We start from the raw sequence: 23,320 nt of genomic DNA, 5'->3' as shown, positions 1-23,320 counted from the left end.
CGCACCCCGCCCCCATCCGCGCACGCGGCGATGTCCGATCCGGTAATGTCACGGAGCAGGCAGGACGAGGAGCGGGACGGAAGTGAGGCGACCTCAGCCGATGGAAAAAGAGCGCAGACTTCCCCGCTGGATGCGCCGTGGCGCCCGCGCCGCCGCCGACTCGGCCGCCGCCGCCCAGGCCCGTGAGGAACTGCTGCTCGCCACCGCCCGGGCCGGCTTCCCGCTGGCGCCCGCCGCCCACCCCCAGGGCTACGGCTGCTCCTGCGAGCGCATCGGCTGTCCGACCCCCGGTCGTCACCCGGTATCTCTCGCCTGGCAGACCCAGGCGACCACCGACACCGAACGCCTCCTGGCCTGGCTACGCGCCGACCAGGAGGCGAATTTCATTACGGCGACCGGTGTCACCCACGACGTGCTGGACGTTCCGGCCGAGGCCGGCCACGCCGCACTGGAACGGCTCGCCGCCGAAGGCACCGACACCGGCCCGGTCGCGATCGCCGACCCCGACCGGATGCTGTTCTTCACCGCCACCCGGGGCACCCCCGACGACGAGGACGAGTGGTGGCCCTGCGTCCTGGACTGCCTCCCCGAAACCATGGACGAACACCCCGGGCTGCGCTGGCACTGCCGTGGCAGCTACGTCCTGGTGCCGCCGTCCCGGGTGACCGGCGCGGGGGGCGGCGCGGCGGCGGCCGGGGTCCGCTGGCTCCGCGAACCGGACGGCGGCCGGCCGCTGCCCGAGCCGCTCACCCTCCTGGAAGCGCTGACGGACGCCTGCGCCGAGCTGGCCCGGGCCGAGCGGCAGAGCGGGTCACTCACCCACGGCTGAGGTCACCCCGGTGATCCGGCTCGGTACGGTGATGTCGCCCTGACCGGCCGCCGGTACGAGGGCGGCGTGCATGGCGACCCGTACCAGCGTCACCGACGTCTCGGCGCTGCCCTCCATGAGCGCCTCCACCAGCGGATCGACCACCGGAGTCTCGCCCTCCGCCATCGTCTGCTTCTCGTGGTGCCGGGTCGCGAAGAACACCAGCGCGCCGCCGTCCGTGTCGCGCAGCGCGAGCGGGGCGAAGTCCGGCTCGGTGGGCACCGAGTCCTGGTACTGCATGGCGAAGGCCGGGTTGTTGTTGGACTCCTCACGGCGCTCGACGGCGCCGGTGGTGTACGTGCCGTCCTCGAACGGCCCGGCCTTGGAGCCGAGGAAGTCGTTGTACGTCTCGCTCAGCAGCGCGGGCGGCAGCACGAGCCCGGCATCGTCGTCCTTGTCCGCGGAAATGGGGATGTCCTCGACGAACCCGTCCTCGTCCACGGCGAACTCCGGCACGGCGGACGGCTCCAGCACGGTCAGATACGACGCCAGCCAGTCCTCCTCCAGCCCGCCCCGGGTGAACACCATCAGCCAGCGGTTGTCCCCGCTGCGATTGGTCGCGGTGTCGGCGACGAAGAACTTCGGCCAGCCGGCCTGCTGGGGTATGAGGAACCGGGTGTCGGTGAGCTCCAGCGGCTCGAAGTCCGGGTTCCCGCCCGGGGTCACCTCGCCGCGCGCCACCAGACCGGCGTGATCGATCTGGCCCAGCGGGCCGTTCTCGATCGTCTCGTTCAGCTCGGCGTCATAGGCGGCGTTGGACTCGTTGCTCACCTCGACGAAGTGATCGAGCGCTTCCGCCGCCTCCTCCTGTGAGGCGGCCGGCACGATGGCGGTCTCCCCGTGCACCGTGACACAACCCGACACGGAAGCGGCCGTGGCCACCGCCATGACCACGCCCACGGCGGTCCTGGCCACCCGCGCTCGCACCCGCATGGTTGACGCCCTCCCCATACCTTCTTGCTTTGGCCCAGGCATCGTAACCGTGCCCGCAGGCAGCCCTCGCATGGGAGGATGCGAACCATGGCGGGGACCAGGACCTTCACGGCGGCGTTACGGGAACTGCGCACCGCGCAGAAGTCCGCGAAGGGCGTCTCGCTCTACTCCCGCCACGTCAACCGCCCGCTGGGCCGTGTCCTGGCCGCGGCGGCGTTCCGCACCGGCCGCACCCCCAACCAGGTCACGCTGCTGTCGGCCCTGGTGAGCTACGCCGCCCTGGCGGCGGTCGCCCTGTACCCGCCGTCGTGGGCCCTGGCGGCTTTCGTCTACCCGGGCCTGGTCCTGGGCTTCGCCCTGGACTCGGCGGACGGCCAACTGGCCCGTCTACGCGGCGAGTCGAGCGCGGTGGGGGAGTGGCTTGACCACGTGGTCGACGCCGCGAAGATCACGGCGCTGCACGCGGTCGTCCTGATCACCTTCTACCGCCACTTCGACCTCCCGGCCGAGGGCTGGCTGCTGCTGCCGCTGCTGTTCCAACTGGCGGCGGTGGTGATCTTCTTCGCGGGCCTGCTGCGGGAGAAACTGAAACCGAAGCGGACGGGCGAGCCCGCACAGCCGCCGTCCCCGATACGGTCGGTGGCCCTCCTCCCGGTGGACTACGGCGTACTGTGCGCCCTGTTCCTGCTGCTGGGCGACGAAACCGCCTTCCGACTGGGCTATCTGACGCTGTGCGCCGCGTATGTCCTGTTCTGTGCGGCCTTCCTGACGAAGTGGTACCGCGAACTCCGCTAAGCGGCTTCGGCTTCGGCGTCGGGCCACACGACGTACACGGACTGCTGCCGCATGAACGCCATGAGGTCGGCGGCGGACTCGGGCGAGTCACTGACGATCCGATCCCGGATGCCCTCCTCGACCACCTCCGTGGGCCCGGTGGGAAACGCCAACCCCCACCCCACCACGGAGACCCGGGCGGTGCCGCTGTCATAGGACTCCTCGACCAGTGCGTACATCCTGGGAGCGGACGCTCGGACGAAGGCGTGCAACTTCTCGTCGTAGGGGTCATCGCCAAGCTCGATGCCGTGCTGAGTCACCATGTACTCCCATCAGCCGAAGTGTGATCAGGACGACACTGACGGTAGACCATAATCATGCGACGGCGCAAGGTTATGGTGAGGAGCCTGGATTCAACCACCCGAAGGGAACCGGCAGATGCCACCGAGGAGTCAGCCGACCGCGAGGCAGCAGCGCTTGGGCACCGAGTTGCGGAAGTTGCGTGAGACATCCGGTCTCTCGGCCAAGGAGGCAGCTGGACTGCTGGGGACGAACCCGATTCAGATGAGTCACATGGAATCCGGGCGGTCAGGGGTGAGCGAGGAACGCCTGCGCCGCATGGCGGGGCTGTACGCCTGCCAGGACCGGAAGTTGGTGGACGCCCTCGTGGTGATGGCGGGGGAAGGCGGGCGAGGTTGGTGGGATGCCTACCGTGAGGTTCTCTCGCCCGGTTCGCTGGACCTGGCCGAGCTCGAACATCGTGCCGCCTATCTGCACCTCGTGCAGATCGCGCACGTACCTGGGTTGCTGCAAACCGAAGCTCACGCACGGGCGAGTTTCGCCTACGCGGTCCCGGAACTGGAACCGGGCGAGTTGGACGCCCGGGTGGCCCACCGCATGCAGCGGCAGGTGTTCTTCGAGCGTGATCCCTTCCCGGATGTCGTGGCCATCATCCACGAGGCTGCCCTGCGCATAAGAGTCGGCGGCTCGGAGGTCGCGCGCAAGCAGCTGAGGCACCTGTGTGCGTGCTCGGAGTCGGGGCGGGCCGAGATCCGGGTCATCCCGTTCGAGGCGGACGCTTTCGCCGGAGCCGGTGCCACCATGTACTACGCGGGTGGCCTGGTGCCGCAACTGGATACCGTCCAACTGGACACACCGCACGGCATCGTCTTTCTCGACGCGCTCTCGCAGCTCGCGCGCTATCGGACCCTCTTCGACAGGCTGAGAGAAGACGCACTCGATGTGATTGAGTCGCGGGACCGCATGAGACAGATCGAGCGAGAACTGTGAGGCGATCACCATGCCTGCTGCAACAGGCTGGCAAAAATCAAGCTTCTCGGGCAACGGCCCCGACAACGAGTGCCTGGAGATAGCGACAACCGCCCTCTCCGGTACGCCTCTGCACCTGCGCGAAAGCGACGAACCCGAGGTGGTCCTGACAGCTCGGCGCCCCGCGTTGAGCGCCCTGCTCCTGGCGATCAAAGCCGGCCGCCTGCCCGCCTGATCGGGCGGGCGAGCGGCCTCGGCTACGGCTGCTCGGTCAGCGAGCCCAGCAGCCGGGCCGCGTGGTGGCGCAGGGGGGTGACCAGCTGCGGATGGTCGCCGAGTTCGGCCCGGCGGACGAGCGGGCGCCGCGTCGCACCTCCCCAACGCTGTCGGCGATGTGGACCGAGGTTGGCGAAGACTTCCATCCTGACATTTTCCGGTGATCTCCAGCCAGGCACGGCCTCCCGCCCCTCGGCTTCAGAAGGAGATGGCTGCCCCTTTTCGTGCATGGGGAACGCCTGTTGGTCGGAGGTCAGCGGGCCCCGCCGCCGCCCACCGCCACGGCGTTGGCCGCCACGATCACCGTGATGGCCGCCCAGGACCACACGTCCAGGTGCTGGTTCAGGACCAGCAGGCCGATCAGGGCGGCGAAGACCGGGTTGACGCTCATGAAGATGCCGAAGAAGTGGGGCGGGACGCGGCGCAGGGCCAGCAGGTCGGCCAGCAGGGGGACCGCCGAGCAGAGGATGCCCGCCGTCAGCGCGTACAACAGGGCGTGCGGGGTGGGCTCGCGCAGGCACAGGATCGTCACGCCCACGGGTATGTACAGCAGGCCGGACACCGCCGCCGCTGCCGCCGAGCCCTCCAGGCCCGGTATCCGTCGGCCCACCGTGCGGTTCAGCAGGATGTAGCAGGCCCAGCACACCGCGGCCACCAGGCCCAGGGCGATCCCGGCGTAGTCGGTGCTCGGGCGCGGGCGGACCAGGACGACCACCGCGGCCGTCGCGACCAGCGCGCACACCAGGTCCGTCCGGCGGCGCGAGGCGAGCAGCGCCACCGTCAGCGGGCCCAGGAACTCCAGGGTGACCGCGAGACCCAGCCCGATCCGGTCGATCGCCGCGTACAGGGTCACGTTCATCGTCGCGAACACCACGGCAAGACCCAGCACCGGACGCCACTGCGCCGCGCCGAACCCGCGCAGCCGGGGCCGGGCCACGCCCAGCAGCACCACGGCGGCCACCCACTGCCGTACCGCCACCACGCCCACCGGCCCCAGCACCGGGAAGGCGAGCGCGGCGACCGAGGCGCCGACCTGGTTGGACAGGCCGCTGCCCACCATCAGGCCGATTCCGGACGCACGCGAGGGGAGAGACATGGCACGACCCTGCGGCGTGCCGGGTGCCGGACAAAATGTGTTCGGCGCCGCATCTATACGCTGAGCGTATGGAAGGACCTCACGACATCGAGCTGCGGCACCTGCGCTGCCTGGTCGCGATCGCCGACGCCGGCACCTTCACCGACGCCGCCATCGAACTGGGCGTCTCCCAGGCCGCCGTCTCCCGCACCCTGCGCGCCCTGGAGGGAATCCTCGGCGTGCGGCTGCTGCACCGCACCAGCCGCACCGTCGCCCCGACCGCCGCCGGGGTACGGGTCCTCGCCCGCGCCCGGCAACTGCTCGCCGACGCCGACGAACTGGTCCGCGAGGCGACCACCGGCCACACCCGGCTGTACCTCGGCCACGCCTGGTCCGCGATGGGCCGCCACACCGCCGAGTTCCAGCGCCGCTGGCACGACCGCCACCCGGACGTCGAACTGCATCTGGTCCGCACCAACACCCCCACCGGCGGGCTCGCCGAGGGCAAGTGCGACCTGGCCGTCGTCCGTACCCCGGTCGACACCCGCCGCTACGCCCACGCGCTCGTCGGGCAGGAGCCCCGCATGATCGCCCTCGCCTCCGACGACCCGTGGGTGACGCGCCGCAGCGTCCGGCTGGCCGAGGTCCGCGACCGTACGCTGATCGTGGACCGGCGCACCGGGACCACCACCCTGGACCTGTGGCCGGACGGCGCCCGGCCGGCCGTCGAGTACACCCAGGACATCGACGACTGGCTCGCCGCCATCGCCACCGGCCGGTGCGTCGGGGTCACCCCCCGGGCCACCGCCGCCCAGTACCGCCGCGACGGCATCACCTACCGCCCGCTGCGCGACGCCCCGCCGGTCCCCGTCCACCTCATCTGGCGCCACCCCGACCCGCACCCCGCCACCCGGGACGCAGTAGCGCTGCTGACCGAGCTGTACGGGCCGCGGGCGGCGTCCGCACGGTAACGGCAGAGCCTTCTCGGAGGGCGCCCCGACCTGACACCATCGTGCTGTGTCCATGCGTACGGGGGCGTCGGAACAGGGCGTCACAGCGGACGGTGCGGTGGTGGCGGTGGACGCCGACGCCATCCCCGCGCCGGAGCGGTTCGGCTGGTGGTCCGACCTGGTCGGCCGCGAGGTCATGTCCCTGTCCATCCGCAGCGCGCACACGGCCGGATTCCACGGCCGGATGGAGGCCGTGCAGTTGCCGTACGGACAGGTGTCCACCTTCAGCAACTCCCCGTTGACGGCTCGCCGTTCGCCGGTGCAGATCCGCCGCCGGGATGCCGAGGAGTACTTCCTGATGCTGGTCCGGGACAGTTCCCTCCGGCTGGAACAAGCCCGCTCGGTCGCCTGCCTGGCCGCGGGCGGCATGGCCCTGTTCTCCACCTCGCACCCGGTGGCCTGCGAGTTCCACGACCGGGGCCGGCCCGTCACGGTGACGCTGTTACGGCTGCCGCGCACCGTCCTCCCACTGGCGGGTGGCCGTGCGGACCGGCTGCTGGCCGAGCCGCTGCCGGTCCGTACGGGGTCAGCCGCCCTGCTCGGCCCCTATCTGAAGGGGCTGCCGGACGCCGCGCGCGCCTGCGGACCGGCGGAGCTGGCCCGGCTGGGCGCCATCGCGGTCGATCTGACCGCCTCCCTGCTGGCGGCCCGGCTCGGCGCCGAGGACGAACTGCCGGTCGAAACACGCAAAGCGGCACTGCTGGCCCGGATCAACGCTTTCATCGGTCACCATCTGGCCGACCCCGGGCTGAGCCCCACCACCATCGCGGCGCACCATCATCTCTCGGTGCGCTCGCTCCATCTGCTGTTCCGCGCGGAACCGGAGACCGTGGCCGCCGCGATCCGCCGCCGCCGTCTTGAGCACTGCCGCGCCGAACTGGCGGACCCCGCACTGCGGCACCGGACGATCGGCGAGATCGCCGCGCGGTGGGGATTCCGCCATGCCGCCGATTTCAGCCGGACCTTCCGTGCCGCTTGCGGGGTCCCCCCGAGCGAGGTCAGGGCCGCTGCGCGGAATGCGCGGGAGGCGTGCGCCTCCTGCTGAGGACGGGGCGGACCCGGGCAGGCGACAGTGGGATCACCACCGACCGGCCGGCTGATGTCAGGGGGGAACGCCTCATGTCCGTTCTGTACGCGATCGTCGCGGGGGGTCTCCTGCTGTGGCTGCTGATGGCGAGTGCGCCGGTGCGGGCCAGGGGGGTACGGCTGTCCTATCTGTCGGTGATCGTGGCGGTCTCGGTCCTCGGCATCGCCTCGGTGTGGATCGGCCTGCTCGCGGAGAACGGCGGCACCAACCTGCGGAGGGAGGTGGCGGGGATCCTCACGGTCGTGCTGTTGCCGGGCGGGGTGGTCGCGCTGGTCCGGCTCCTGGCCACCCGGCCCGCCACGCATCCTTGATCCGTGCGTGGCCGGTCGGGCGGTCGGGCGGTCGGTCGGCCGTCCGGCGGGCGCGGGCGCGGGCGGGCCGCCCGCGAGGACTGCTGAACGACAGGGCGCCCGGTGCGCTCAGTCCGCGCGGCCGGTCGCCGCCACCGTTACCCCCAGGCCGATCATGGCCAGCCCGCCGGCGCCGCCCACCATCGACAGCCGGCCCGGGGAGCGGGCGAACCAGTCGCGGGCGGTGGCCGCCGTCAGGCCCCACAGGGTGTCGCAGGCCAGCGCGATCAGGTTGAACACCAGCCCCAGCAGCAGCATCTGGAGCGCCGCGTGCTGCTGGCCACGGTCCACGAACTGCGGCAGCACGGCGGCGAAGAACACGATCGTCTTGGGGTTGGTCACCCCCACCACGAACCCCTCCCAGAACGTGCGCCGCCGCCCCGGGCCCGCCCCCTGACCGCCGTCGGTGTCCGCGCCCGGGCCCGCGGCGAACGCGGCGGCCAGGACCCGCCGCTCCCGCCACGCCCGCACCCCCAGGTACACCAGATACGCCCCGCCGGCCAGTTTCAGCGCGGTGAACACCAGGGCCGAGCGCTCCACGAACTCCCCGACGCCGAACGCCACGGCCACGATCAGCACATACGCGCCGGCCGCGTTGCCCACGACCGTGGTCACCGCGGCCCGGCGGCCCTTGGCCAGGGCCCGCCCGATGACGAACAGCACGCTCGGGCCGGGGATGATGATCAGCAGGAACGACATGGCCGCGAAGGCCAGCAGCCGGTCGGTGGACACCATGGGCTCATCAAAGCAGCACCGCGCGGGCCGTGTCAGCCCTGTTCCGCCCGGGTCGCCAGGGCGTCCAGCGCGCCGCGCAGCTGGGTGCTGGAGGTGTGCACGGTGTACGGGAAGTAGACGACCTCGACGCCCACCCGCCGGAAGTCGCGTTCCAGCTTCTCCCCCTTGGCCGTGCCGCGCCAGTCGTCACCCTTGAACAGCATGTCGAACCGCACCTGTTGCCACGTGGTCACCTTGTCCGGCACCGTCTCCACGAACGCCGCGTCCACGTACCGGATCGACCGTACGATCTCCAGCCGCTCCACCAGCGGTATCACCGGCGGCCTGCCCTTGGCCAGGGCGGCCATCTCGTCCGAGACGACCCCCGCCACCAGATAGTCGCAGCGGCTGCGCGCATGCCGCAGGATGTTGAGATGGCCGATGTGGAACAGGTCGTACACCCCGGGGGCGTAGCCGACGACGTGCCCCGCCCGCTGCTGCCCCTGACCCTGCCCGTGTCCCTGCGGCATGACTCGTGACCCCCACGCGGTCGCTGGCCGGCCCGGCCGGCTGGCGCGGGCGGCGAATCCACCCGACCCTAGCCCCAAATCCTCACTCCCCGGGCCTGATTGATGACATGTGGTGCAGGTTCTGCGGATAGGGTGGACACTGAGCGCTGTCGGGAATCCCGTTTCAGGGGGGAGAAGTTCGACTGTGGGCGAACGTCATGAACGGCTGCTGCTGGTCTCCACCAACTACGCGCCCGAACAGGCCGGCATCGGCCCGTACGCCACCCAGCTCGCCGAACACTGGGCGCACGCACGCGGCGCCGAAGTACACGTCCTGGCCGGGTTACCGCACTACCCCGCCTGGCGCCTCGACCCCGCCTACCGTGGCGTGTGGCGCACCGTCGACGAACGCGCCGGCGTCCTCATCCACCGCCGCCGGCACACCGTGCCCCCGCACCAGACCGCGCTGCGCCGCGCGCTGTACGAGGCCACCATCCTCGGGCACGGCCTGCTCGCACCGCCCCGGATGGGGCGCCCGCACGCGGTGATCGCCCAAGTGCCCAGCCTGGCAGGCGGATTGCTCGCCGCCCGGTACGCCCGCCGGCACCGGGCGCCGTACATCCCCATCATCCAGGACCTGATGGGCGCCGCCGCCGCGCAGAGCGGCATCCGCGGCGGCGGCCGGGCGGCCACCGCCGCAGCCGCCGCCGAACGCCGGATGCTGCGCGCCGCCACCCTGGTGGGGATCATCCACGACACCTTCCGGGACCGGGTCATGGCGCTCGGCGTCCCGGCGGACCGAATCCGCCTCGTACCCAACTGGGCACACGTGAGCGGACCGGCCACCCCACGCGCCGCCGTACGGGCCCGGCTGGGGTGGCCACCGCACCAGACCGTGCTGCTGCACTCCGGAAACATGGGCCTCAAACAGGGACTTGAGGTGCTGATCGGCGCGGCCCGCGAGGCCCCCGAGATCCGGGTGGTGCTGATGGGCGACGGCAGCCAGCGCGAACGACTGCGGCAACTCGCCGCCGGAATACCCAATGTGGAGTTCCTGCCGCCCGCCGACGACACCGACTTCCCCGACGTGCTCGCCGCCGCCGACGCCCTCGTCGTCACCCAGCGGGCGGCCGTCCTCGACATGAGCGTGCCCTCCAAACTCACCTCCTACTTCACCGCCGGCCGCCCCGTGATCGCCTCCGTCGCGGCCGAAGGCGGCACCGCCCAGGAGATACGGGACTCCGCCGCCGGCTGGCTGGTACCCCCCGAACACCCCGCCGCGCTCGCCGCCGCCGCCCGCGAACTCGCCGCCGACCCGGCCGCCGCCGACGCCATCGGCACCCGGGGCGCCGACTACGCCCGCGACCGGCTCGGCCGCGCCACCGGACTCGCCCGACTCGACGCCCTGCTGGACGAGGCCCTGGCGATCACGGACCATCAGCCGGCCCCGGTCCCCGCGCTCAAGGAGTCCCGTTGAAGGAGTCCCGTTGAAGGAGGCCCCCGCCGGCCACACCGCCGCCGCCCCGTACGACGAACCCGACCTGCTGCGCGACCAGTTCCGCCAACTGCTGCGCTACCGGCTGCTCATCGTCTGCGGCATCCTCCTCGGCCTGGCGGGCGGCGGCTGGCTCGGCCTCACCGCCAACGAGACGTACGTGGCCACCGCCGAGATCACCGTACGCACCCCCACCGCCGACCCCTTCACCGGCGGCACCGTCGACCGCGTCGCCATGGGCTCCGAACGCCGCACCGCCGTCAGCGACATCGTCGCCCACCGCGCCGCCGACGCCCTCGGCGAACCCGACCGCGCCCAGCAGCTCAAACGCGGCCTCCAGGTCACCAACCCGCCCAACACCGAAGTGCTGCGCTTCGCCTACTCCGCCGACGACCCGCACCTCGCCGCCGAACGCGCCAACGCCTTCGTCCACGCGTACCTCGACAACCGGCAGGCCGACGCCGACGCCACCATCGCCGCCGGCGTCACCTCCCTGGAGACCCAGCGCGCCCCCCAACTGGAACGGCGCGACGAACTGGAGGACGAACTCAGCACCCTCTTCGAAGGCACCGCAGCCTACGACAACGCGCTCGCCGACCTGTCCACCGTCACCAGCACCATCTCCGACTTCAACGCCGCCATCGCCCGCCTCACCTCCCTGGACACCACCGGCGGCCGGATCATCACCGAGGCCACCCCGCCCGGCAGCCCCTCCGGCCCCGGACTGCCACTGCTGCTTGCCCTCGGCTACGTCGTCGGCATCGGCATCGGGCTGCTCGCCGCCTGGGTACGGCTGGTGTTCGACCCCACCGTCCGCTCACCGGGCGATGTCACCCGCGCCCTGCACGCGCCCGTACTGGGCGTGCTGCCACGCCCCGCGCGCGGCGACGGGCCCGAAGAGCTGCTGGCCCAGGGGCGGTTGGCCGAGGAATACCGCTCGGTGGCGTTCCGGCTCGCCTACGACGAATCGTTCGCGCAACGCCGCCGGCTGCTGGTCGTCGCACCGCGCGGCAGCATCGAGACCCCGCTGGCCGCCGCCGTCAACCTCACCGCCGCCTTCGCCGAGATGGGCATGGACGCCCTGCTGGTGGAAGCCGACCTGCGCACGCCCACGCTGACCGATCAGCTGCGGCACGCGGACGGCGTACGGCCCGGGTGGGCCAGCTCGCCCGGCGGGCGCGGCGGCGACGGCGACTGGCCCAGCGGGCTACGGGTGCCGATCGACGCCGAGGAGTCCGGCATCTTCGACCTGGTGCCGGGCCGCCGGGTGCGCAACGTACCGCGCGCCCTGACCTCCCCGGCCGCCACCCAGCTCATCAGCCACGCCGACACCAAGGGCGCGGTGGTCGTGGTGCTGGCACCGGCCGTGCTGTCGTACGCGGACGCCATCGCGCTCACCGACCGGGTGGACGGGGTGCTGGTGGTCTGCGACCCCAGCGAGGTGCACCGCGATGACCTCACCCGGGTAAGGGAGTTGGTGGTCGGCGCGGGCGGTGTGCTGCTCGGGGCGGTGCTGCACTCGTGGGGGACCGGCACCGACCGGCGCGAGGGCGAGGGCGAGGGCACCGACCCGGGCCGCGACCGGTCCGCGGTGGCGGTCCGTCCGGCGGCCGGCCACGGCCACGGCCAGGGTCAGGGCCAGGGTCAGGGTCAGTCGCCGGGTCAGGGCGCCGTCGCCAGGCACCGCTTGTCGCAACCGGGCGGCGCCGGACGGGAGCCACAAGGGAGCAATTCGGAAACCATGGGCCTGCGGATCCTGGACCCGAGCGAGCTGGGCGATCATGAGGGGCACCACTAAGAGAAAGCCGTGAGCCAACCGCAGTGATACGACCCGGGCGCGCCGTCGCCTTCTCCATCGCCGACCAGGGGGTGGCGGCCCTCACCAACATCGCGGTGGTGGTGTTCGCCGCCCGCCAGTCCTCCGCCGGGGCCTTCGCCGACTTCGCCATCGTCTACGCCGTCTTCGCCGTCCTGCTGGGCGCGTGCACCGCGTACGTCGGCCAGTCGCTCGTGCTGCGCGGGGGCGCGGACCGCGACCGTACCGAACTCGCCCGGGACTGCCGCTCCGCCGCGCTGTTCGCGCTCGCCGCCGCCGGTGGGGTGGGCGTGGTGCTGGCCGGGCCGGCGTACGCGCTGTCCGCAACCGCCCTCGCCGCGCTGGGGGTGGTACTGCCGATCGTGCTCACCCAGGACACGCTGCGCTACGCCTTCTCGGTGCTGCGGCTGCCGCAACTCGCCCTGGCCGCCGATGTGCTGCGGCTGGCCGTGGCCGTACCGGCGCTCGCGCTGCTGCCCGCCGGGTCGCACGGGCCCGGCGCGGGAACCCTCGTACTGGCCTGGGGACTCTCGGCGCTGCCCGCGCTGTTGCTCGCCGGGTGGCTGCTGTACCGGGCCACGGCCGACGCGGCCGGGCCGCCGCGCCCGGCGGCGCTGCTGGCGCGCGGGCATCTGGGGCAGCGGTTCGTGGTGGAGTTCGGGGTCGGCAACGCCTCGTCGCAGCTGGCGATCATCGGACTCGGCGCGCTGGCCAACCCGCTGGCGGTCGGCGCGCTGCGCGGCGCCAGTACGGTATTCGGCCCGCTGAACGTGCTGTTCAACGCGGCCACGGGTTTCGGCCCGCCGCTGCTGACCGAGCGGACCGGCGCCGCCAAGGCCCGGCTGGCCGCGCTCGCCGGCGGCACGCTGGCCGCGCTGGCGGCGGGGTGGGCGCTGGTGCTGTCCGTCCTGCCGGACGGGTGGGGCCGCCAACTGCTCGGTGACACCTGGCAGTCGGCATCCCAACTCATCCCGGCGACCGGCACCCAGTACGCGGCGATGGCCATGGGCACCTGCGGCCTGCTGGCGCTGCGGGTCCTGAGCCCGCGCGCCACGCTGCCGATCCAGCTGGTGTTCTCGCTGGTATCGGTGGCGGCACTGCTGACCGGCTACGCCCTCGGCGGCATCCTCGGTGCGGCCTGGGGCCTGTGCGCCGGCTCTGCGGCGAAGGCGGTGGCGGCCTGGACCAGGGTGGCCTTCGAGGTCCGCGTCGCCCACGACCGGGGCCCGGACCCGTCCCGGGAGGCGGCGGCGACGTAGCCGGCCGGGACGGGGCGGGCCGGGACGGGCCGGTCGAGGGTGAGGGTGAGGGTGGCCTGGTTCGGGCGCGTTCCGGGGTGGGTCGGGCCGGGCGGTCCCGGTGTTGTGGCCGGCCGGGCCGGCTGAGGGGCCACGCCGCGCGCCGCACGCGGCGTCGGCCCCCGTTGGCCCCGGACGGGCCCGCCCGTCCCGCCCGGCCCGTCCCACCCGCGATGGGCCCGTGTGGGTGCCGGTGCCCGACCGGGGTACCCCTGTGGTCCGGCCGGCCGTGTTCGGCCGCCCGTGCTGCCGGCCGGGCCACGTGTTCGGTCAGCCGAGGATCGGGATCAGGCCCAGGGCGAAGACGACGTAGAAGCCGGCCGTCACCGCCAGCCGGGCCGGGGTCAGTCGGTGGCTGCGCATCGTCAGCAGCAGGTAGCCGATCGCGGCCATCGTGATCAGTCCGGACCACAGGAGCGCGCCGTCGAAGTGCCAGCGGGTGAAGATCAGCCCGATCCCGCTGGGCACGGTGGCCTGGATCATCATCGAGCCCGAGATGTTGGCGAGCGCCAGCTTGGTCTTGCCCTGCCGGACCCAGATCACCGCGTTCATGATCTCGGGGAGTTCGGTGGCGATCGGCGACAGCAGCAGTGCGGTGACCGTGGCGGACAGCCCCAGCATCGGGCCGATGCTGTCGAGTTGCTTCACGAACGAGTGGGCGGCCACGAAGATCACCGCGAGGCTGGCCAGGGTCTGGAGGACCACGGCCCAGGTCGCCGGGGAGGCCGCCTTGGGCTGGAGCTTCAGCGGCTCCAGCTCGTCCTCCTCCGCGCCGTCCAGCGGACCCTCGGCGGCACGGCTGCTGCGGATCTCCCGCCAGAAGTACGCGGCGTACGCGGCGAAGAACAGCACACCCAGGGCGGGCTTGAACGCGAACGCCATCAGGCCGAGCGCCACTTTCACCACGAAGATCGGCAGGAACCACTTCTGGTCCTTGGCCAGCCGCCGCATGTCCCGCTCGTCACCCAGCGCCTCGCGCCCCGTACCCGTGCCCGTACCGGCGCCCGCGCCCGTACCGCTTCCGGCGCCCACCAGGGCGCGGTCCCGGCGGCGCTTGAGCAGCAGCATCGTGCCGGTCACGCCGTACGCGACGGTCGCCAGCGCGAGCGGGCCGCCCATGGCCGCGCCCACGCCGATGTCCTTGGCCTCCTCGGTGGCGCCGGTCGTCACGGCGACCAGCGTCACGACGGACTCCGGCAGCGCGGTACCGAAGGCGGCGAGGATGGTCCCGACCGCCATCTTCCCGACGTTCAGGCGTTCGCCCAGCCATTCCACGGCGTTGACGAACCACTCGCAGGAGAGGTAGATCGCCACCGCGCACGCGATGAGCAGCACGAAATGGATCATGGCTTCGTTCGGCCTTCCCGCGACGGCGGGGGCTTCGAGAACGTCCGGCGCGGGGAGCGGCAGCAGCTTCGACCCCGCCGACGCACCGTATGAAAAACGTCGTCGACAATGGGCCGAAGGTCTCGCCCACCCGCCTGCCGGCTCCGGCCGGTCAGCGGGCCCGGCCACCGGGAACCCGGGGGTTCCAGTGTGTCGACGACCGGTATCGCGGGGCTACTCCCCTTCGCAGCCGCCCACTGTACCCGACCCGGCCGACCGACCGGACCGGCCCGGGCGGCGGGCTATCCGTGCAGCCAGATCCGCAGCGGGCCGATCGGTTCGAAGCCGTGGCCCAGCGCGGCGGCGAGGTCGGCGCCGTGTTCGTAGCCGACCACCGGCAGGCCGGGGTGCAGCCGGTGCGCCGCGTCCAGGGCGAGTGGCCACGCGGCGCCGAAGACGTTGGAGACACCGACGACCCCGGCCGCACCGCCGCTGACGCTCGCCACCGCCCCCGCCGCCACCCGGCCGTCGTCGGGGTGCCGTCCGGCGAGGACGTACGTATCCGGGTCCGCGCACAGCGCCGGCCGGAAGAGGTCGGCGTCGCCGGCCCCGTCGTCCCAGGCCAGGGCCCACTCGCGGAGCGCGGCGGGGTTGTCCGCGACCTCCCACCCGGCATCCGGCGCCGTGGCCGGCGGACCCGCCGGCCGGTGGATCCACCGCGCCTCGAACAGCACCCGGAAGCCCGCCCCGCTCAGATCGAGGTCGGCGAAGCTGTCCTTGACCGTGGCCCCGGGCGCGGTCGTGTCGATCCGCGCCAGCAGCGCGGCCGGGTCGGCACCCGGCACCAGCGTCACCGCGTCCGGGTAGTACGGCGGGGTACGGGCGGGAGCGGCCCACGCCTGCGGGCCGAAGCCGCCGCCGCCCGGCAGTACGCCGTGTGCCGCGCTCATCACCGCGCACCACTCGGCGTTGTTACGGGCGGCGGCCCGGACCAGGGATTCCTTCGTCGATGTCACAACCCCGGATCCTGACCGGTCGGCTGTCCGCCCGTCCAACGGGTTTGTCCCCGCGGGTCAGGCGCGCCACGCCCCCGTGGCGGCGGTCTCCCGCGCGTACTCGGCGAAGTCGCGCGGCTCGCGCCCCAGCGCCCGCTGGACGCCGTCCGCCAGGGTGGCGAACAGGCTGTCGCCGATCCAGCCGAAGAGTTCGTTGAGCAGATCCGCGTACCCCGGGTCCATGCCCCGCCCCGTCGCGTACGCCTTGAACTCCTCGGCGGTCACGGGGCGGTAGCCGATGTCCCGGCCGGTGGCCTTCGCGATCTCCGTGGCCACGTCCCCCGTGGTCAGCAGGCGCGGCCCGCTCAGCTCGTACGCCTGCCCGGCATGGCGGCCCTTCTCGGTCAGCGCGGCGATCGCCACGTCGGCGATGTCCTGGGCGTCGATGTACGGCTCCAGGCCCTGCCCGGTGGGCCACGCGATCTCGCCGTCCACGACCTGCTGCCGGAAGAACGCCTCCTCGCCGAAGTTCTGCGCGAACCACGCCGGCTTCAGGATCGTCCACTCCGCGCCGGACTCCCGCACCGCGCGCTCGCCCGGCAGCTTCTCCTCGCCCTCCGGTACCACCCAGTTCCGGGCGGACAGGTACACCAGGCGCCGCACCCCGCGCTCGGCGGCCAGCCGGCTGAAGGCGCGCAGCGGCGTCGCCGCGTCCGCGAGCTGCGAGTCCACCAGGTAGGCGGCCCCGACGCCCTCCAGGGCCGGTTCCCAGGTGTTCCGGTCGTACCAGTCGAAGCGGACCTGCCCGCTGCGGGAGGCCGCCCGGACCTCGTGGCCGCGCCGCCGCAGCCCGGCCGCCACCCGGCGCCCGGTCTTGCCGGTGCCGCCCAGGACCAGGATCGGCCGTGTTGTCGCTGTTACCGCCGCTGTCGCCGCTGTCGCCGCTGTCGTTGTGCTCGATGTCATGGGAACCATCAAACGCGGCGGCCCTGAGCCCGGGAATGGCTCATCGGCTCAGTTCCATGTCTGAGCGTCTAAACTCGGCCGCCATGGATGCGCTCGCCCAGCTGCTGTACGAAGTGCGGTCCGACGGTGCCCTCTTCGGCCGCAACCTGATGACTCCGCCCTGGTCGGTCCGGTTCGCCGCCCGGACCCCGCTCACCCTGCTCACCATGGTGCGCGGCACCGGCTTCGTCCTCCCGGAGGGTGCGGCCGGGGCCGAGCCGGTCGCGCTCGGCACCGGCGACGTGGCCATTGTGGTGGGCGGCGAGCCGTTCACGGTCTCCGACACCGCCGGGCAGGCGGTCGACCCGCTGTACGTCGTCCACGGCCCGGACCACTGCACGACGGCGGACGGCGCGGCGATCAGCGACGAGCTGCTGCTGTCCCTGCGCACCTGCGGCAACTGCCTGGAGCGGCCGGAGGCCGTGCTGCTCACCGGCTCGTACCAGGTCGGCGGCCGGGTCTCCGAGCGGCTGCTGGAGGCGCTGCCACGGGTACTCGTCGTACGGCACGGGGGCGAACCCGGCCCGATCCTCGACCTCGCCGAGCTGGAGATCGCCCGCGACGATCCGGGTCAGCAGGCGGTCCTCGACCGGCTGCTCGATCTGCTGCTGCTCGCCACCCTGCGCGAGTGGTTCGCCCGCCCCGAGGCCGCTCCACCTGGCTGGTACCGGGCGTTCGGCGACCCCGTCGTCGGTCCGGCGCTGCGGATGATCCACGACCGGCCGGCCCGGCCGTGGACGGTGACGGCGCTGGCCGCCGAAGCCGGGGTGTCCCGGGCGACGTTCGCCCGCCGGTTCGGCGAACTCGTGGGTGAGCCGCCGATGACGTATCTGACCGGCTGGCGGCTGGCGCAGGCGGCCGACCTGCTGGCGCGTACCGATGCCACGGTGGAATCGATCGCCCGGCAGGTCGGCTACCGCAGCGCGTTCGGGCTGAGCGTGGCCTTCCAGCGGGTGTACGGGGTCCGGCCGAGCCGGCATCGTGAGGCCGTCTCGGCCGGTCAGCGCCTCAGCGGGTCATGAGCCGAGTTCCCAGATCGCGTACGCGAGCGCGTCCGTGTTGAGGTCGAGCGCCGTCACCTCGAGGTTGTTGAGGTCGTCGCACGCCCGGTGGTAGCAGGGATCGAACGGTGCCCCCGCCGTACCGTCCCATTTCGCCGCCTGGGCCGCCGACATGATGTATCCGGCCCCGGTGAACAGGCCGCCCGCCGGGATGCCGGCGTTCACGAAGCCGTAGTGGTCGGAGCGGTTGCGGGCCTCGACGGCCGGCTCGGTGGCGATGCCGCGCTCGGCGAACCAGTCCTTGAACAGCGCCTCGATCTCCGGGTCGTCGTCGTAGACGAAGTAGCCGGCGTTGGGGGAGCCGATCATGTCGAAGTTCAAGTACGCGCTGAACCGGGCCCGTTCGGCGGCGCTCAGGGCGTTCACGTAGGAGCGCGAGCCGACCATGCCCATCTCCTCCGCGCCCCACCAGCCGAACCGCAGCTGCTTCTCGGGCCGCAGATCCGCGTCGGCCACGGCCAGCGCCACCTCCAGGACGGCGGCCGAGCCGGTGCCGTTGTCGTTGATGCCCGCCCCCTGCGGCACCGAGTCCAGGTGGGCCCCGGCCATCAGCACCTCGTCGGTGGCGGCGTGCGGCCACTCGGCGATGAGGTTCCAGCCGCTGATGCTGCCGAGTGTGAACGGGTCGCGGGTGGTCTCGTAGCCGGCCTCGTCCAGCAGCTCCTCGATGTAGGTGAGCGCGGCGAGGTAGCCGGGCCAGCCGTGCGCGCGGTTGCCACTGTTCGCGGCGGCTATGGACTCCAGTTCGGTCAGATGGCCGAGCACCCGGTCCACATCGATGTCGGGTGCCGCCGCCGTGCTGGGCGGTGCCGGGGCGGCGGTCGCGCCGCCGGTGAGGCCGGCGGCGAGGGCGATGGCGACGAAGGAGACGGCCAGCGGACGGTACGGGCGGTACGAACGGTACGGGCGGTACGTCGTCATGGATGAACGCTCCAGAAGTGTGGGGAACTTATGACGCGTGCACGCACATCAGACAGATGTGCGGACGGTCCGTCAAGTGCCCCCCACCCCACCGCCCTCAGCGCAACTGCGTGCGCGGATCGCCCCGGAAACTCGTCACCAGCGCCAGACACAGCAGCGCGATCCCGATCCGCCCCGACGCCTGGAGCAGCGAGCCGCGCAGCAGAATGAAGCTGTACCCCGCCAGCACCGGCGCCACCACCGCCAGCACATTGCCCGGCGAGGGATCGTCCAGCGTACGTTCCACGTAGCGCCGGTCCGTGCGCGCCGCCAGATAGCCCACCGCCACAAACCCGGCAGCCATCCCCAGCGGGCCGAAATCCAGCCACAGTTCGGCCCACAGCGGGGACGACAGATTGGCGCTGGATGTCCCCATCCAGCCGCCGACCAGAAACCCGGTGTCCTCCGGCTTCGACTCCCACACCGAACGCGGCACGAAGAACAGCGCCGCCCCCACCACCTGCCGGCCGAACGTATGGCCGTTGCCGTCACCCGCGTACGTCACCGTGTTGGCGAACATCCCCACCTGGTCGTAGTCCTTGATCACCAGCGGCTCCATCAGCGAGCCGGTCTCCACCGGCCGCCGCCCCTCCTCGTCGTAACGGAACCGGTCGGTGAACGGGAAGATCAGCAGCGCCACCACCAGACCCAGCGCCAGCGCCGCCCGGTACATCACGCTGCTGCGCGGGAACAGCGTGAACAGCAGCGCGAAGAGCACCGTCAGAAACCAGTAACGGGGATTGGAGATCGGATTGTTGACGATGACATTGACGACGACCAGACCGCCCCAGCACAGCACCAGCGACAGCCGCCGCCGCGCCCGCCGCGAGGTCACCAGCCAGCGGGTGAGAAACAGCAGCGCCAGCAGCGCCGGCACGGTGCCGAACCCGCGCAGCAGCGCGTTCCCCGCCTCACCGTCCGAAGTGGTCGCCTCGCTCAGCGCGGCGCCCACCTCCTGCCGGCTGCTGAAGAACACCGCCGGTCCGCCCAGCCGCACGATCAGCAGCCCGCTCGCCAGGTACGCGACCGCGATCAGTACGAACAGCCTCCGCCGGTGGACGGTGGCGGCGGGCGCCAGCCTGCTGCGCAGCGAGGGCCGGTGCCGGGCCAGCAGCGCGCCCACATCGAAGGCCACCATCCCGGCCAGCACCAGCACGGTGGCCAGCAGGGTGTCCGAGCGCGGTCCCAGCACCGGGGTCGGATCGCGGCCGAGCACGCTCTGGGCGAGCGGGGCGATGCCCATCGCCAGATAGCAGAACAGCCAGAACGCGCCCTGGATCAGCCGGCGCCGCCCCGACAGCACCATGGTGCACAGCCGCACCCCCGCGTACCCGGCGACCACCAACTGGAGCCAGAACGCGGTGTCCCGCATCCCTTCCCCCGGCTGTGCGGCCACCGCCAGCGGTAGCAGCCCCACCACCCCGGCCACCAACGGCACGGACAACGGCCGCGACAGCACGGCCCGCTGGCCCGGGCCCGTCATCAACGCCACCTGGCCCCCCAGCCGATGGGCGCGAGGCCCGCCGGATGCTCCGGGTGCGGCACCCAAGTGCTGTCGTACCGCTGGCAGGTGAGCAGCGGAACCGGTTCATGGGCACGGCGAGGCGGCGGCACGGGCCCAGGCTAGCCGCAGTCGTACGTCATCCGCCGTACTCCGCGAAGATCTCCGCCAGGACCTGCCGGGGCTCCGCCGCCGTCGCAGGGTCGGTCTCCAGCCTCCCCGCCAGCACGATCAGCGCTTTCCACAGCGCCCAGCCGCGGGCCCGCGCCCAGGTGGCGTCGTCCACGGCCAGCGCCTCGCGGAAGGCGCGGCGGCTCTCGCCGGTGAACAGGGTCCAGGCGATCACCGACTCGCACGCCGGGTCGCCGACACCCATGCAACCGAAGTCGATGACCGCCGACAGCCGGCCGTCCCCGTCGACCAGCAGATTGCCCCACGCGATGTCGCCGTGGAACCACACCGGCGGGCCCTGCCAGTCGGCCTTGAGCGCGGTCTCCCAGATCTCCGTGGCCAGGGCCGCCGGCACCTCGGCCGCCGCGCCCTCGCCCAGCGCGCGGATCGCCGTACGGGCCTCCGTGTCGTACGTGGTCAGCGGCCCGCCCCGGAACCCGGTGTGCAGTGCCGGGGCCGGACCGCCGGTGGGGTCGATCGCCTGGAGCGCGGTGAGGAAACCGGCCAGGTCGAGCGCGAAGGCGCGCAGGTCGCCGATCCGCTCCCCGGCTGCCGCATGGCCGTCCAGCCAGCGGTTCACCGACCACGCGAACGGAAACCCCTCGCCCGGCACCCCCGCGCCCACCGGCGCCGGGATCGGCAGCGGCAGCCGTGGCGCCAGCACCGGCAGCCACCGCTGCTCCTTGGCGACCTGTCCGGCATAGCCGGAGGCGCTCGGCAGCCGTACGCTCATGGCCTCACCGAGCCGGAATGTGCGGTTGTCGTTGCCGCCGGGCAGGACCGGCGCAACGGGCAGCCCGCGCCACTGCGGGAACTGCGCGCCGATCAGGCGGCGGACGAGTGCGTCATCGATGTGGGGGCGTTCTTCCGTGCTCACCGCCCCACCATCGCGCCCGCGCGGGTGTGCCGCCAACCGATTTACCGCTCCCGTCGACGCGATCGTCGAAGCGGTTGTCGAAGCGTTGTCGAAGCGGTGTCGATGCTGTCCTCTCTCTTGTCACTGGGCGGGCGCACTTCTATCGTCCAGTTCAGAAAGCGCTTTCTCGACGGTCTGGCAAGGCACGACGAGCCCTGTCGGACACGCCACCCCTGTTCCGCGTACGAGCCCTGCTCACCTGCGCGACCGCCCGGCACCCACGTACGCGGCGACAGCCCCCCACGATGTGGAGACGAAAGGCGAGCGGAGCATGACACGATCAGTCGCCCCTCTGCGACTTTATGTGACCTTGGCGCTCACGGCCCTGGTGATCGCGACCGGTGCGTTCCTGACGATGCCCCGGGCAACGGCGGCGGCGGGCAACGCCTCCGGCTACGCGTCCCAGAACGGCGGCACCACCGGCGGCGCCGGCGGCCAGACCGTACGGGCCACCACGGGCACCGAGATCCACGCGGCCCTGTGCAACCGGGCCGGCAGCAGTACCCCGATCATCATCGAGGTTCAGGGGACCATCAACCACGGCAACACCAGCAAGGTGTCGGGCGGCAGTTGCAACACCGCCGACGGCGTGATCGAACTCAAGCAGATCAGCAACGTCACCATCATCGGCGTGGGCAGCGGAGCCCTCTTCGACCAGGTCGGCATCCACGTCCGCGAGTCCCGCAACATCATCATCCAGAACGTGACGGTCCGGAACGTCAAGAAGTCCGGCTCGCCCACCTCCAACGGCGGCGACGCCATCGGCATGGAGCGCGACGTACGCAATGTCTGGGTCGACCACGTCACCCTGGAGGCGTCGGGCGGCGAATCGGAGGGCTACGACGGCCTGTTCGATCTGAAGGACAACACCCAGTACGTGACGCTGTCCTACAGCATCCTGCGCAACTCCGGGCGCGGCGGGCTGGTCGGATCGAGTGAGAGCGACCAGTCCAACGGCTTCATCACCTACCACCACAACCTGTACCAGAACATCGACTCCCGGGTGCCGCTGCTGCGCGGCGGCATCGCCCACACCTACAACAACCACTTCGACACGATCAATGAGTCCGGGATCAACTCCCGGGCCGGAGCCCGGGTCCGGGTGGACAACAACTACTTCCAGAACTCCAAGGACGTCCTGGGCACCTTCTACACCTCCGAGGCCGGCTACTGGCAGGTCAGCGGCAACACCTTCGACAATGTGCGCTGGTCCACCCCCGGCGGCACCACCAACCCGGCCGGGCCCAACCCGACCTCCAACACCTCGGTCTCCATCCCCTACGCCTACACCCTGGACGCCGCCGGCTGCGTGCCGAGCGTGGTCAGCCAGACGGCGGGCGCCAACAAGGGGCTGCGGGAGTCGGACGGCAACTGCACCCCGCAGAACCCGGACCCGGGCAACCCCGGCAACCCCGGCAACCCCGACCCGGGCACGCCGGACCCCGGCACCCCCGGCGGCACCAACCTCAGCATCGGGGCCGACTCGGACGGCAGCAGCAAGGCAAGCGGTACGAGCTACGGTGACGTGCGGGACGGCAACATGAACACCGCCTGGTCGCCCAACGGCACCACCGGCGCCATCTCCATCAAGTGGGGCTCCGCCACCACCGTTTCCACGATCAACATCCGGGAGGCGGCGGACGCCACCGGCCGCATCGGCTCCTGGCGGGTGCTCAACGCCGACTCCGGCACCGTCCTGGCCACCGGAAACGGCGCGGGCGTCATCACCTTCCCCGCCACCTCGGTACGCAAGATCACCTTCGAGATCACCAGCGCCACCGGCACCCCGCGGATCGCCGAGTACGAGACGTACGCCGGATAGCAGCGGCGGCAGCGGCAGCGGCGGCGGCAGCAGCGGCCACGGCGGTGGCACGCCACAGGGCCGGTACAAGCACGGTACGGGCCGGGGGC

The 23,320-nt window shown here is 72.2% G+C and carries 24 protein-coding genes; 12 read left to right on the top strand and 12 right to left on the bottom strand.

Annotated features, from left to right (window positions below; all coding sequences use genetic code 11):
- Positions 1–100: 100 nt before the first annotated feature.
- Positions 101–829: a bifunctional DNA primase/polymerase gene (locus tag AC5WRL_RS06060; protein ID WP_496087533.1), complete on the top strand. Its 729-nt coding sequence runs from the start codon at positions 101–103 to the stop codon at positions 827–829.
- Here the strand turns inward: AC5WRL_RS06060 and AC5WRL_RS06055 are convergent.
- Positions 812–1,801, bottom strand: a complete 990-nt coding sequence (locus AC5WRL_RS06055) for an SCO2278 family lipoprotein (RefSeq protein WP_496087248.1) — start codon at positions 1,799–1,801, stop codon at positions 812–814. The two genes, AC5WRL_RS06060 and AC5WRL_RS06055, sit on opposite strands and share 18 nt — an antisense overlap.
- Before the next feature lie 87 nt (positions 1,802–1,888).
- On the opposite strand from AC5WRL_RS06055, the gene AC5WRL_RS06050 reads away from it, so the two are divergent.
- Complete coding sequence (locus AC5WRL_RS06050) at positions 1,889–2,596, top strand: CDP-alcohol phosphatidyltransferase family protein (RefSeq protein WP_496087247.1); 708 nt, start codon at positions 1,889–1,891, stop codon at positions 2,594–2,596.
- Here AC5WRL_RS06050 and AC5WRL_RS06045 read toward each other — a convergent pair.
- Positions 2,593–2,898, bottom strand: a complete 306-nt coding sequence (locus AC5WRL_RS06045) for a hypothetical protein (protein ID WP_496087246.1) — start codon at positions 2,896–2,898, stop codon at positions 2,593–2,595. The genes AC5WRL_RS06050 and AC5WRL_RS06045 overlap by 4 nt on opposite strands.
- A 115-nt stretch (positions 2,899–3,013) precedes the next feature.
- Here AC5WRL_RS06045 and AC5WRL_RS06040 point away from each other — a divergent pair, with 115 nt between their 5' ends.
- Together AC5WRL_RS06040 and AC5WRL_RS06035 are read left to right on the top strand one after the other, a co-directional pair.
- Complete coding sequence (locus AC5WRL_RS06040; protein WP_496087245.1) at positions 3,014–3,865, top strand: helix-turn-helix domain-containing protein; 852 nt, start codon at positions 3,014–3,016, stop codon at positions 3,863–3,865.
- A gap of 10 nt (positions 3,866–3,875) precedes the next feature.
- Positions 3,876–4,079: a DUF397 domain-containing protein gene (locus AC5WRL_RS06035; protein ID WP_496087244.1), complete on the top strand. Its 204-nt coding sequence runs from the start codon at positions 3,876–3,878 to the stop codon at positions 4,077–4,079.
- Between the two features lie 22 nt (positions 4,080–4,101).
- Here the strand turns inward: AC5WRL_RS06035 and AC5WRL_RS06030 are convergent, their stop codons facing one another.
- Complete coding sequence (locus AC5WRL_RS06030) at positions 4,102–4,266, bottom strand: hypothetical protein (protein WP_496087243.1); 165 nt, start codon at positions 4,264–4,266, stop codon at positions 4,102–4,104.
- Positions 4,267–4,373: 107 nt separating this feature from the next.
- On the bottom strand, positions 4,374–5,216 hold the full coding sequence (locus AC5WRL_RS06025) for an EamA family transporter (RefSeq protein WP_496087242.1): 843 nt from the start codon (positions 5,214–5,216) through the stop codon (positions 4,374–4,376).
- Between the two features lie 68 nt (positions 5,217–5,284).
- On the opposite strand from AC5WRL_RS06025, the gene AC5WRL_RS06020 reads away from it, so the two are divergent.
- The 3 genes from AC5WRL_RS06020 to AC5WRL_RS06010 all read left to right on the top strand — a co-directional run bounded on the left by AC5WRL_RS06020 (position 5,285) and on the right by AC5WRL_RS06010 (position 7,603).
- On the top strand, positions 5,285–6,166 hold the full coding sequence (locus tag AC5WRL_RS06020) for a LysR family transcriptional regulator (RefSeq protein WP_496087241.1): 882 nt from the start codon (positions 5,285–5,287) through the stop codon (positions 6,164–6,166).
- Between the two features lie 52 nt (positions 6,167–6,218).
- Positions 6,219–7,250 (top strand): AraC-like ligand-binding domain-containing protein, encoded by a 1,032-nt coding sequence (locus AC5WRL_RS06015; protein WP_496087532.1) that lies wholly within the window; start codon positions 6,219–6,221, stop codon positions 7,248–7,250.
- Positions 7,251–7,324: 74 nt separating this feature from the next.
- The gene (locus AC5WRL_RS06010) at positions 7,325–7,603 is read left to right on the top strand and encodes a hypothetical protein (RefSeq protein ID WP_496087240.1); all 279 of its coding nucleotides are present in this window, start codon (positions 7,325–7,327) and stop codon (positions 7,601–7,603) included.
- 108 nt (positions 7,604–7,711) lie between these two features.
- On the opposite strand, the gene AC5WRL_RS06005 is transcribed toward AC5WRL_RS06010, so the two are convergent.
- Positions 7,712–8,377: a LysE family translocator gene (locus AC5WRL_RS06005; protein WP_496087239.1), complete on the bottom strand. Its 666-nt coding sequence runs from the start codon at positions 8,375–8,377 to the stop codon at positions 7,712–7,714.
- A gap of 32 nt (positions 8,378–8,409) precedes the next feature.
- Positions 8,410–8,886, bottom strand: coding sequence for an FAD synthase family protein (locus tag AC5WRL_RS06000; RefSeq protein ID WP_496087238.1), 477 nt, complete (start codon positions 8,884–8,886; stop codon positions 8,410–8,412).
- A gap of 184 nt (positions 8,887–9,070) precedes the next feature.
- Here AC5WRL_RS06000 and AC5WRL_RS05995 point away from each other — a divergent pair, with 184 nt between their 5' ends.
- The 3 genes from AC5WRL_RS05995 to AC5WRL_RS05985 are packed head-to-tail and all read left to right on the top strand — an operon-like array spanning position 9,071 to position 13,435.
- A complete protein-coding gene (locus tag AC5WRL_RS05995) occupies positions 9,071–10,342 on the top strand; it encodes a glycosyltransferase (RefSeq protein WP_496087237.1) in 1,272 nt (423 codons plus the stop codon).
- A 10-nt stretch (positions 10,343–10,352) separates the two neighbouring features.
- Positions 10,353–12,158 (top strand): lipopolysaccharide biosynthesis protein, encoded by a 1,806-nt coding sequence (locus AC5WRL_RS05990; RefSeq protein ID WP_496087236.1) that lies wholly within the window; start codon positions 10,353–10,355, stop codon positions 12,156–12,158.
- Positions 12,159–12,184: 26 nt separating this feature from the next.
- Positions 12,185–13,435, top strand: coding sequence for an MATE family efflux transporter (locus AC5WRL_RS05985; RefSeq protein WP_496087531.1), 1,251 nt, complete (start codon positions 12,185–12,187; stop codon positions 13,433–13,435).
- A 309-nt stretch (positions 13,436–13,744) separates the two neighbouring features.
- Here the strand turns inward: AC5WRL_RS05985 and AC5WRL_RS05980 are convergent, their stop codons facing one another.
- The 3 genes from AC5WRL_RS05980 to AC5WRL_RS05970 all read right to left on the bottom strand — a co-directional run bounded on the left by AC5WRL_RS05980 (position 13,745) and on the right by AC5WRL_RS05970 (position 16,761).
- Entirely contained in the window at positions 13,745–14,809 is a 1,065-nt protein-coding gene (locus AC5WRL_RS05980; RefSeq protein WP_496087235.1) for a sodium:calcium antiporter, read from the bottom strand.
- 293 nt (positions 14,810–15,102) lie between these two features.
- A complete protein-coding gene (locus tag AC5WRL_RS05975; RefSeq protein ID WP_496087234.1) occupies positions 15,103–15,816 on the bottom strand; it encodes a hypothetical protein in 714 nt (237 codons plus the stop codon).
- 57 nt (positions 15,817–15,873) lie between these two features.
- Entirely contained in the window at positions 15,874–16,761 is an 888-nt protein-coding gene (locus tag AC5WRL_RS05970; protein WP_496087233.1) for an NmrA family NAD(P)-binding protein, read from the bottom strand.
- A gap of 83 nt (positions 16,762–16,844) precedes the next feature.
- On the opposite strand from AC5WRL_RS05970, the gene AC5WRL_RS05965 reads away from it, so the two are divergent.
- Complete coding sequence (locus AC5WRL_RS05965) at positions 16,845–17,822, top strand: AraC family transcriptional regulator (protein ID WP_496087530.1); 978 nt, start codon at positions 16,845–16,847, stop codon at positions 17,820–17,822.
- On the opposite strand, the gene AC5WRL_RS05960 is transcribed toward AC5WRL_RS05965, so the two are convergent.
- The 3 genes from AC5WRL_RS05960 to AC5WRL_RS05950 all read right to left on the bottom strand — a co-directional run bounded on the left by AC5WRL_RS05960 (position 17,817) and on the right by AC5WRL_RS05950 (position 21,370).
- Entirely contained in the window at positions 17,817–18,782 is a 966-nt protein-coding gene (locus AC5WRL_RS05960; protein WP_496087232.1) for a M28 family metallopeptidase, read from the bottom strand. The genes AC5WRL_RS05965 and AC5WRL_RS05960 overlap by 6 nt on opposite strands.
- A 97-nt stretch (positions 18,783–18,879) precedes the next feature.
- Complete coding sequence (locus AC5WRL_RS05955) at positions 18,880–20,304, bottom strand: hypothetical protein (RefSeq protein WP_496087231.1); 1,425 nt, start codon at positions 20,302–20,304, stop codon at positions 18,880–18,882.
- A 157-nt stretch (positions 20,305–20,461) separates the two neighbouring features.
- On the bottom strand, positions 20,462–21,370 hold the full coding sequence (locus tag AC5WRL_RS05950) for an aminoglycoside phosphotransferase family protein (protein WP_496087230.1): 909 nt from the start codon (positions 21,368–21,370) through the stop codon (positions 20,462–20,464).
- Positions 21,371–21,680: 310 nt separating this feature from the next.
- Between AC5WRL_RS05950 and AC5WRL_RS05945 the strand changes: the two genes are divergently transcribed.
- Entirely contained in the window at positions 21,681–23,231 is a 1,551-nt protein-coding gene (locus AC5WRL_RS05945) for a pectate lyase family protein (protein WP_496087229.1), read from the top strand.
- The last annotated feature ends 89 nt before the right edge of the window (positions 23,232–23,320 follow it).

The sequence above is a fragment of the Streptomyces sp. NTD107 genome, from assembly GCF_059510435.1.
Note: the sequence above shows the minus strand (reverse complement) of the source record. Positions and strands in the feature narration are given on the sequence as shown.

What these genes read in the sequence shown, in the direction of transcription:
- AC5WRL_RS06060 (WP_496087533.1), top strand. Translation starts at nt 101, where the DNA reads ATGGAAAAAGAGCGCAGACTTCCCCGCTGGATGCGCCGTGGCGCCCGC.
- AC5WRL_RS06055 (WP_496087248.1), bottom strand. Translation starts at nt 1,801, where the DNA reads ATGCGGGTGCGAGCGCGGGTGGCCAGGACCGCCGTGGGCGTGGTCATG.
- AC5WRL_RS06050 (WP_496087247.1), top strand. Translation starts at nt 1,889, where the DNA reads ATGGCGGGGACCAGGACCTTCACGGCGGCGTTACGGGAACTGCGCACC.
- AC5WRL_RS06045 (WP_496087246.1), bottom strand. Translation starts at nt 2,898, where the DNA reads ATGGTGACTCAGCACGGCATCGAGCTTGGCGATGACCCCTACGACGAG.
- AC5WRL_RS06040 (WP_496087245.1), top strand. Translation starts at nt 3,014, where the DNA reads ATGCCACCGAGGAGTCAGCCGACCGCGAGGCAGCAGCGCTTGGGCACC.
- AC5WRL_RS06035 (WP_496087244.1), top strand. Translation starts at nt 3,876, where the DNA reads ATGCCTGCTGCAACAGGCTGGCAAAAATCAAGCTTCTCGGGCAACGGC.
- AC5WRL_RS06030 (WP_496087243.1), bottom strand. Translation starts at nt 4,266, where the DNA reads ATGGAAGTCTTCGCCAACCTCGGTCCACATCGCCGACAGCGTTGGGGA.
- AC5WRL_RS06025 (WP_496087242.1), bottom strand. Translation starts at nt 5,216, where the DNA reads ATGTCTCTCCCCTCGCGTGCGTCCGGAATCGGCCTGATGGTGGGCAGC.
- AC5WRL_RS06020 (WP_496087241.1), top strand. Translation starts at nt 5,285, where the DNA reads ATGGAAGGACCTCACGACATCGAGCTGCGGCACCTGCGCTGCCTGGTC.
- AC5WRL_RS06015 (WP_496087532.1), top strand. Translation starts at nt 6,219, where the DNA reads ATGCGTACGGGGGCGTCGGAACAGGGCGTCACAGCGGACGGTGCGGTG.
- AC5WRL_RS06010 (WP_496087240.1), top strand. Translation starts at nt 7,325, where the DNA reads ATGTCCGTTCTGTACGCGATCGTCGCGGGGGGTCTCCTGCTGTGGCTG.
- AC5WRL_RS06005 (WP_496087239.1), bottom strand. Translation starts at nt 8,377, where the DNA reads ATGGTGTCCACCGACCGGCTGCTGGCCTTCGCGGCCATGTCGTTCCTG.
- AC5WRL_RS06000 (WP_496087238.1), bottom strand. Translation starts at nt 8,886, where the DNA reads ATGCCGCAGGGACACGGGCAGGGTCAGGGGCAGCAGCGGGCGGGGCAC.
- AC5WRL_RS05970 (WP_496087233.1), bottom strand. Translation starts at nt 16,761, where the DNA reads ATGACATCGAGCACAACGACAGCGGCGACAGCGGCGACAGCGGCGGTA.
- AC5WRL_RS05965 (WP_496087530.1), top strand. Translation starts at nt 16,845, where the DNA reads ATGGATGCGCTCGCCCAGCTGCTGTACGAAGTGCGGTCCGACGGTGCC.
- AC5WRL_RS05960 (WP_496087232.1), bottom strand. Translation starts at nt 18,782, where the DNA reads ATGACGACGTACCGCCCGTACCGTTCGTACCGCCCGTACCGTCCGCTG.
- AC5WRL_RS05955 (WP_496087231.1), bottom strand. Translation starts at nt 20,304, where the DNA reads ATGACGGGCCCGGGCCAGCGGGCCGTGCTGTCGCGGCCGTTGTCCGTG.
- AC5WRL_RS05945 (WP_496087229.1), top strand. Translation starts at nt 21,681, where the DNA reads ATGACACGATCAGTCGCCCCTCTGCGACTTTATGTGACCTTGGCGCTC.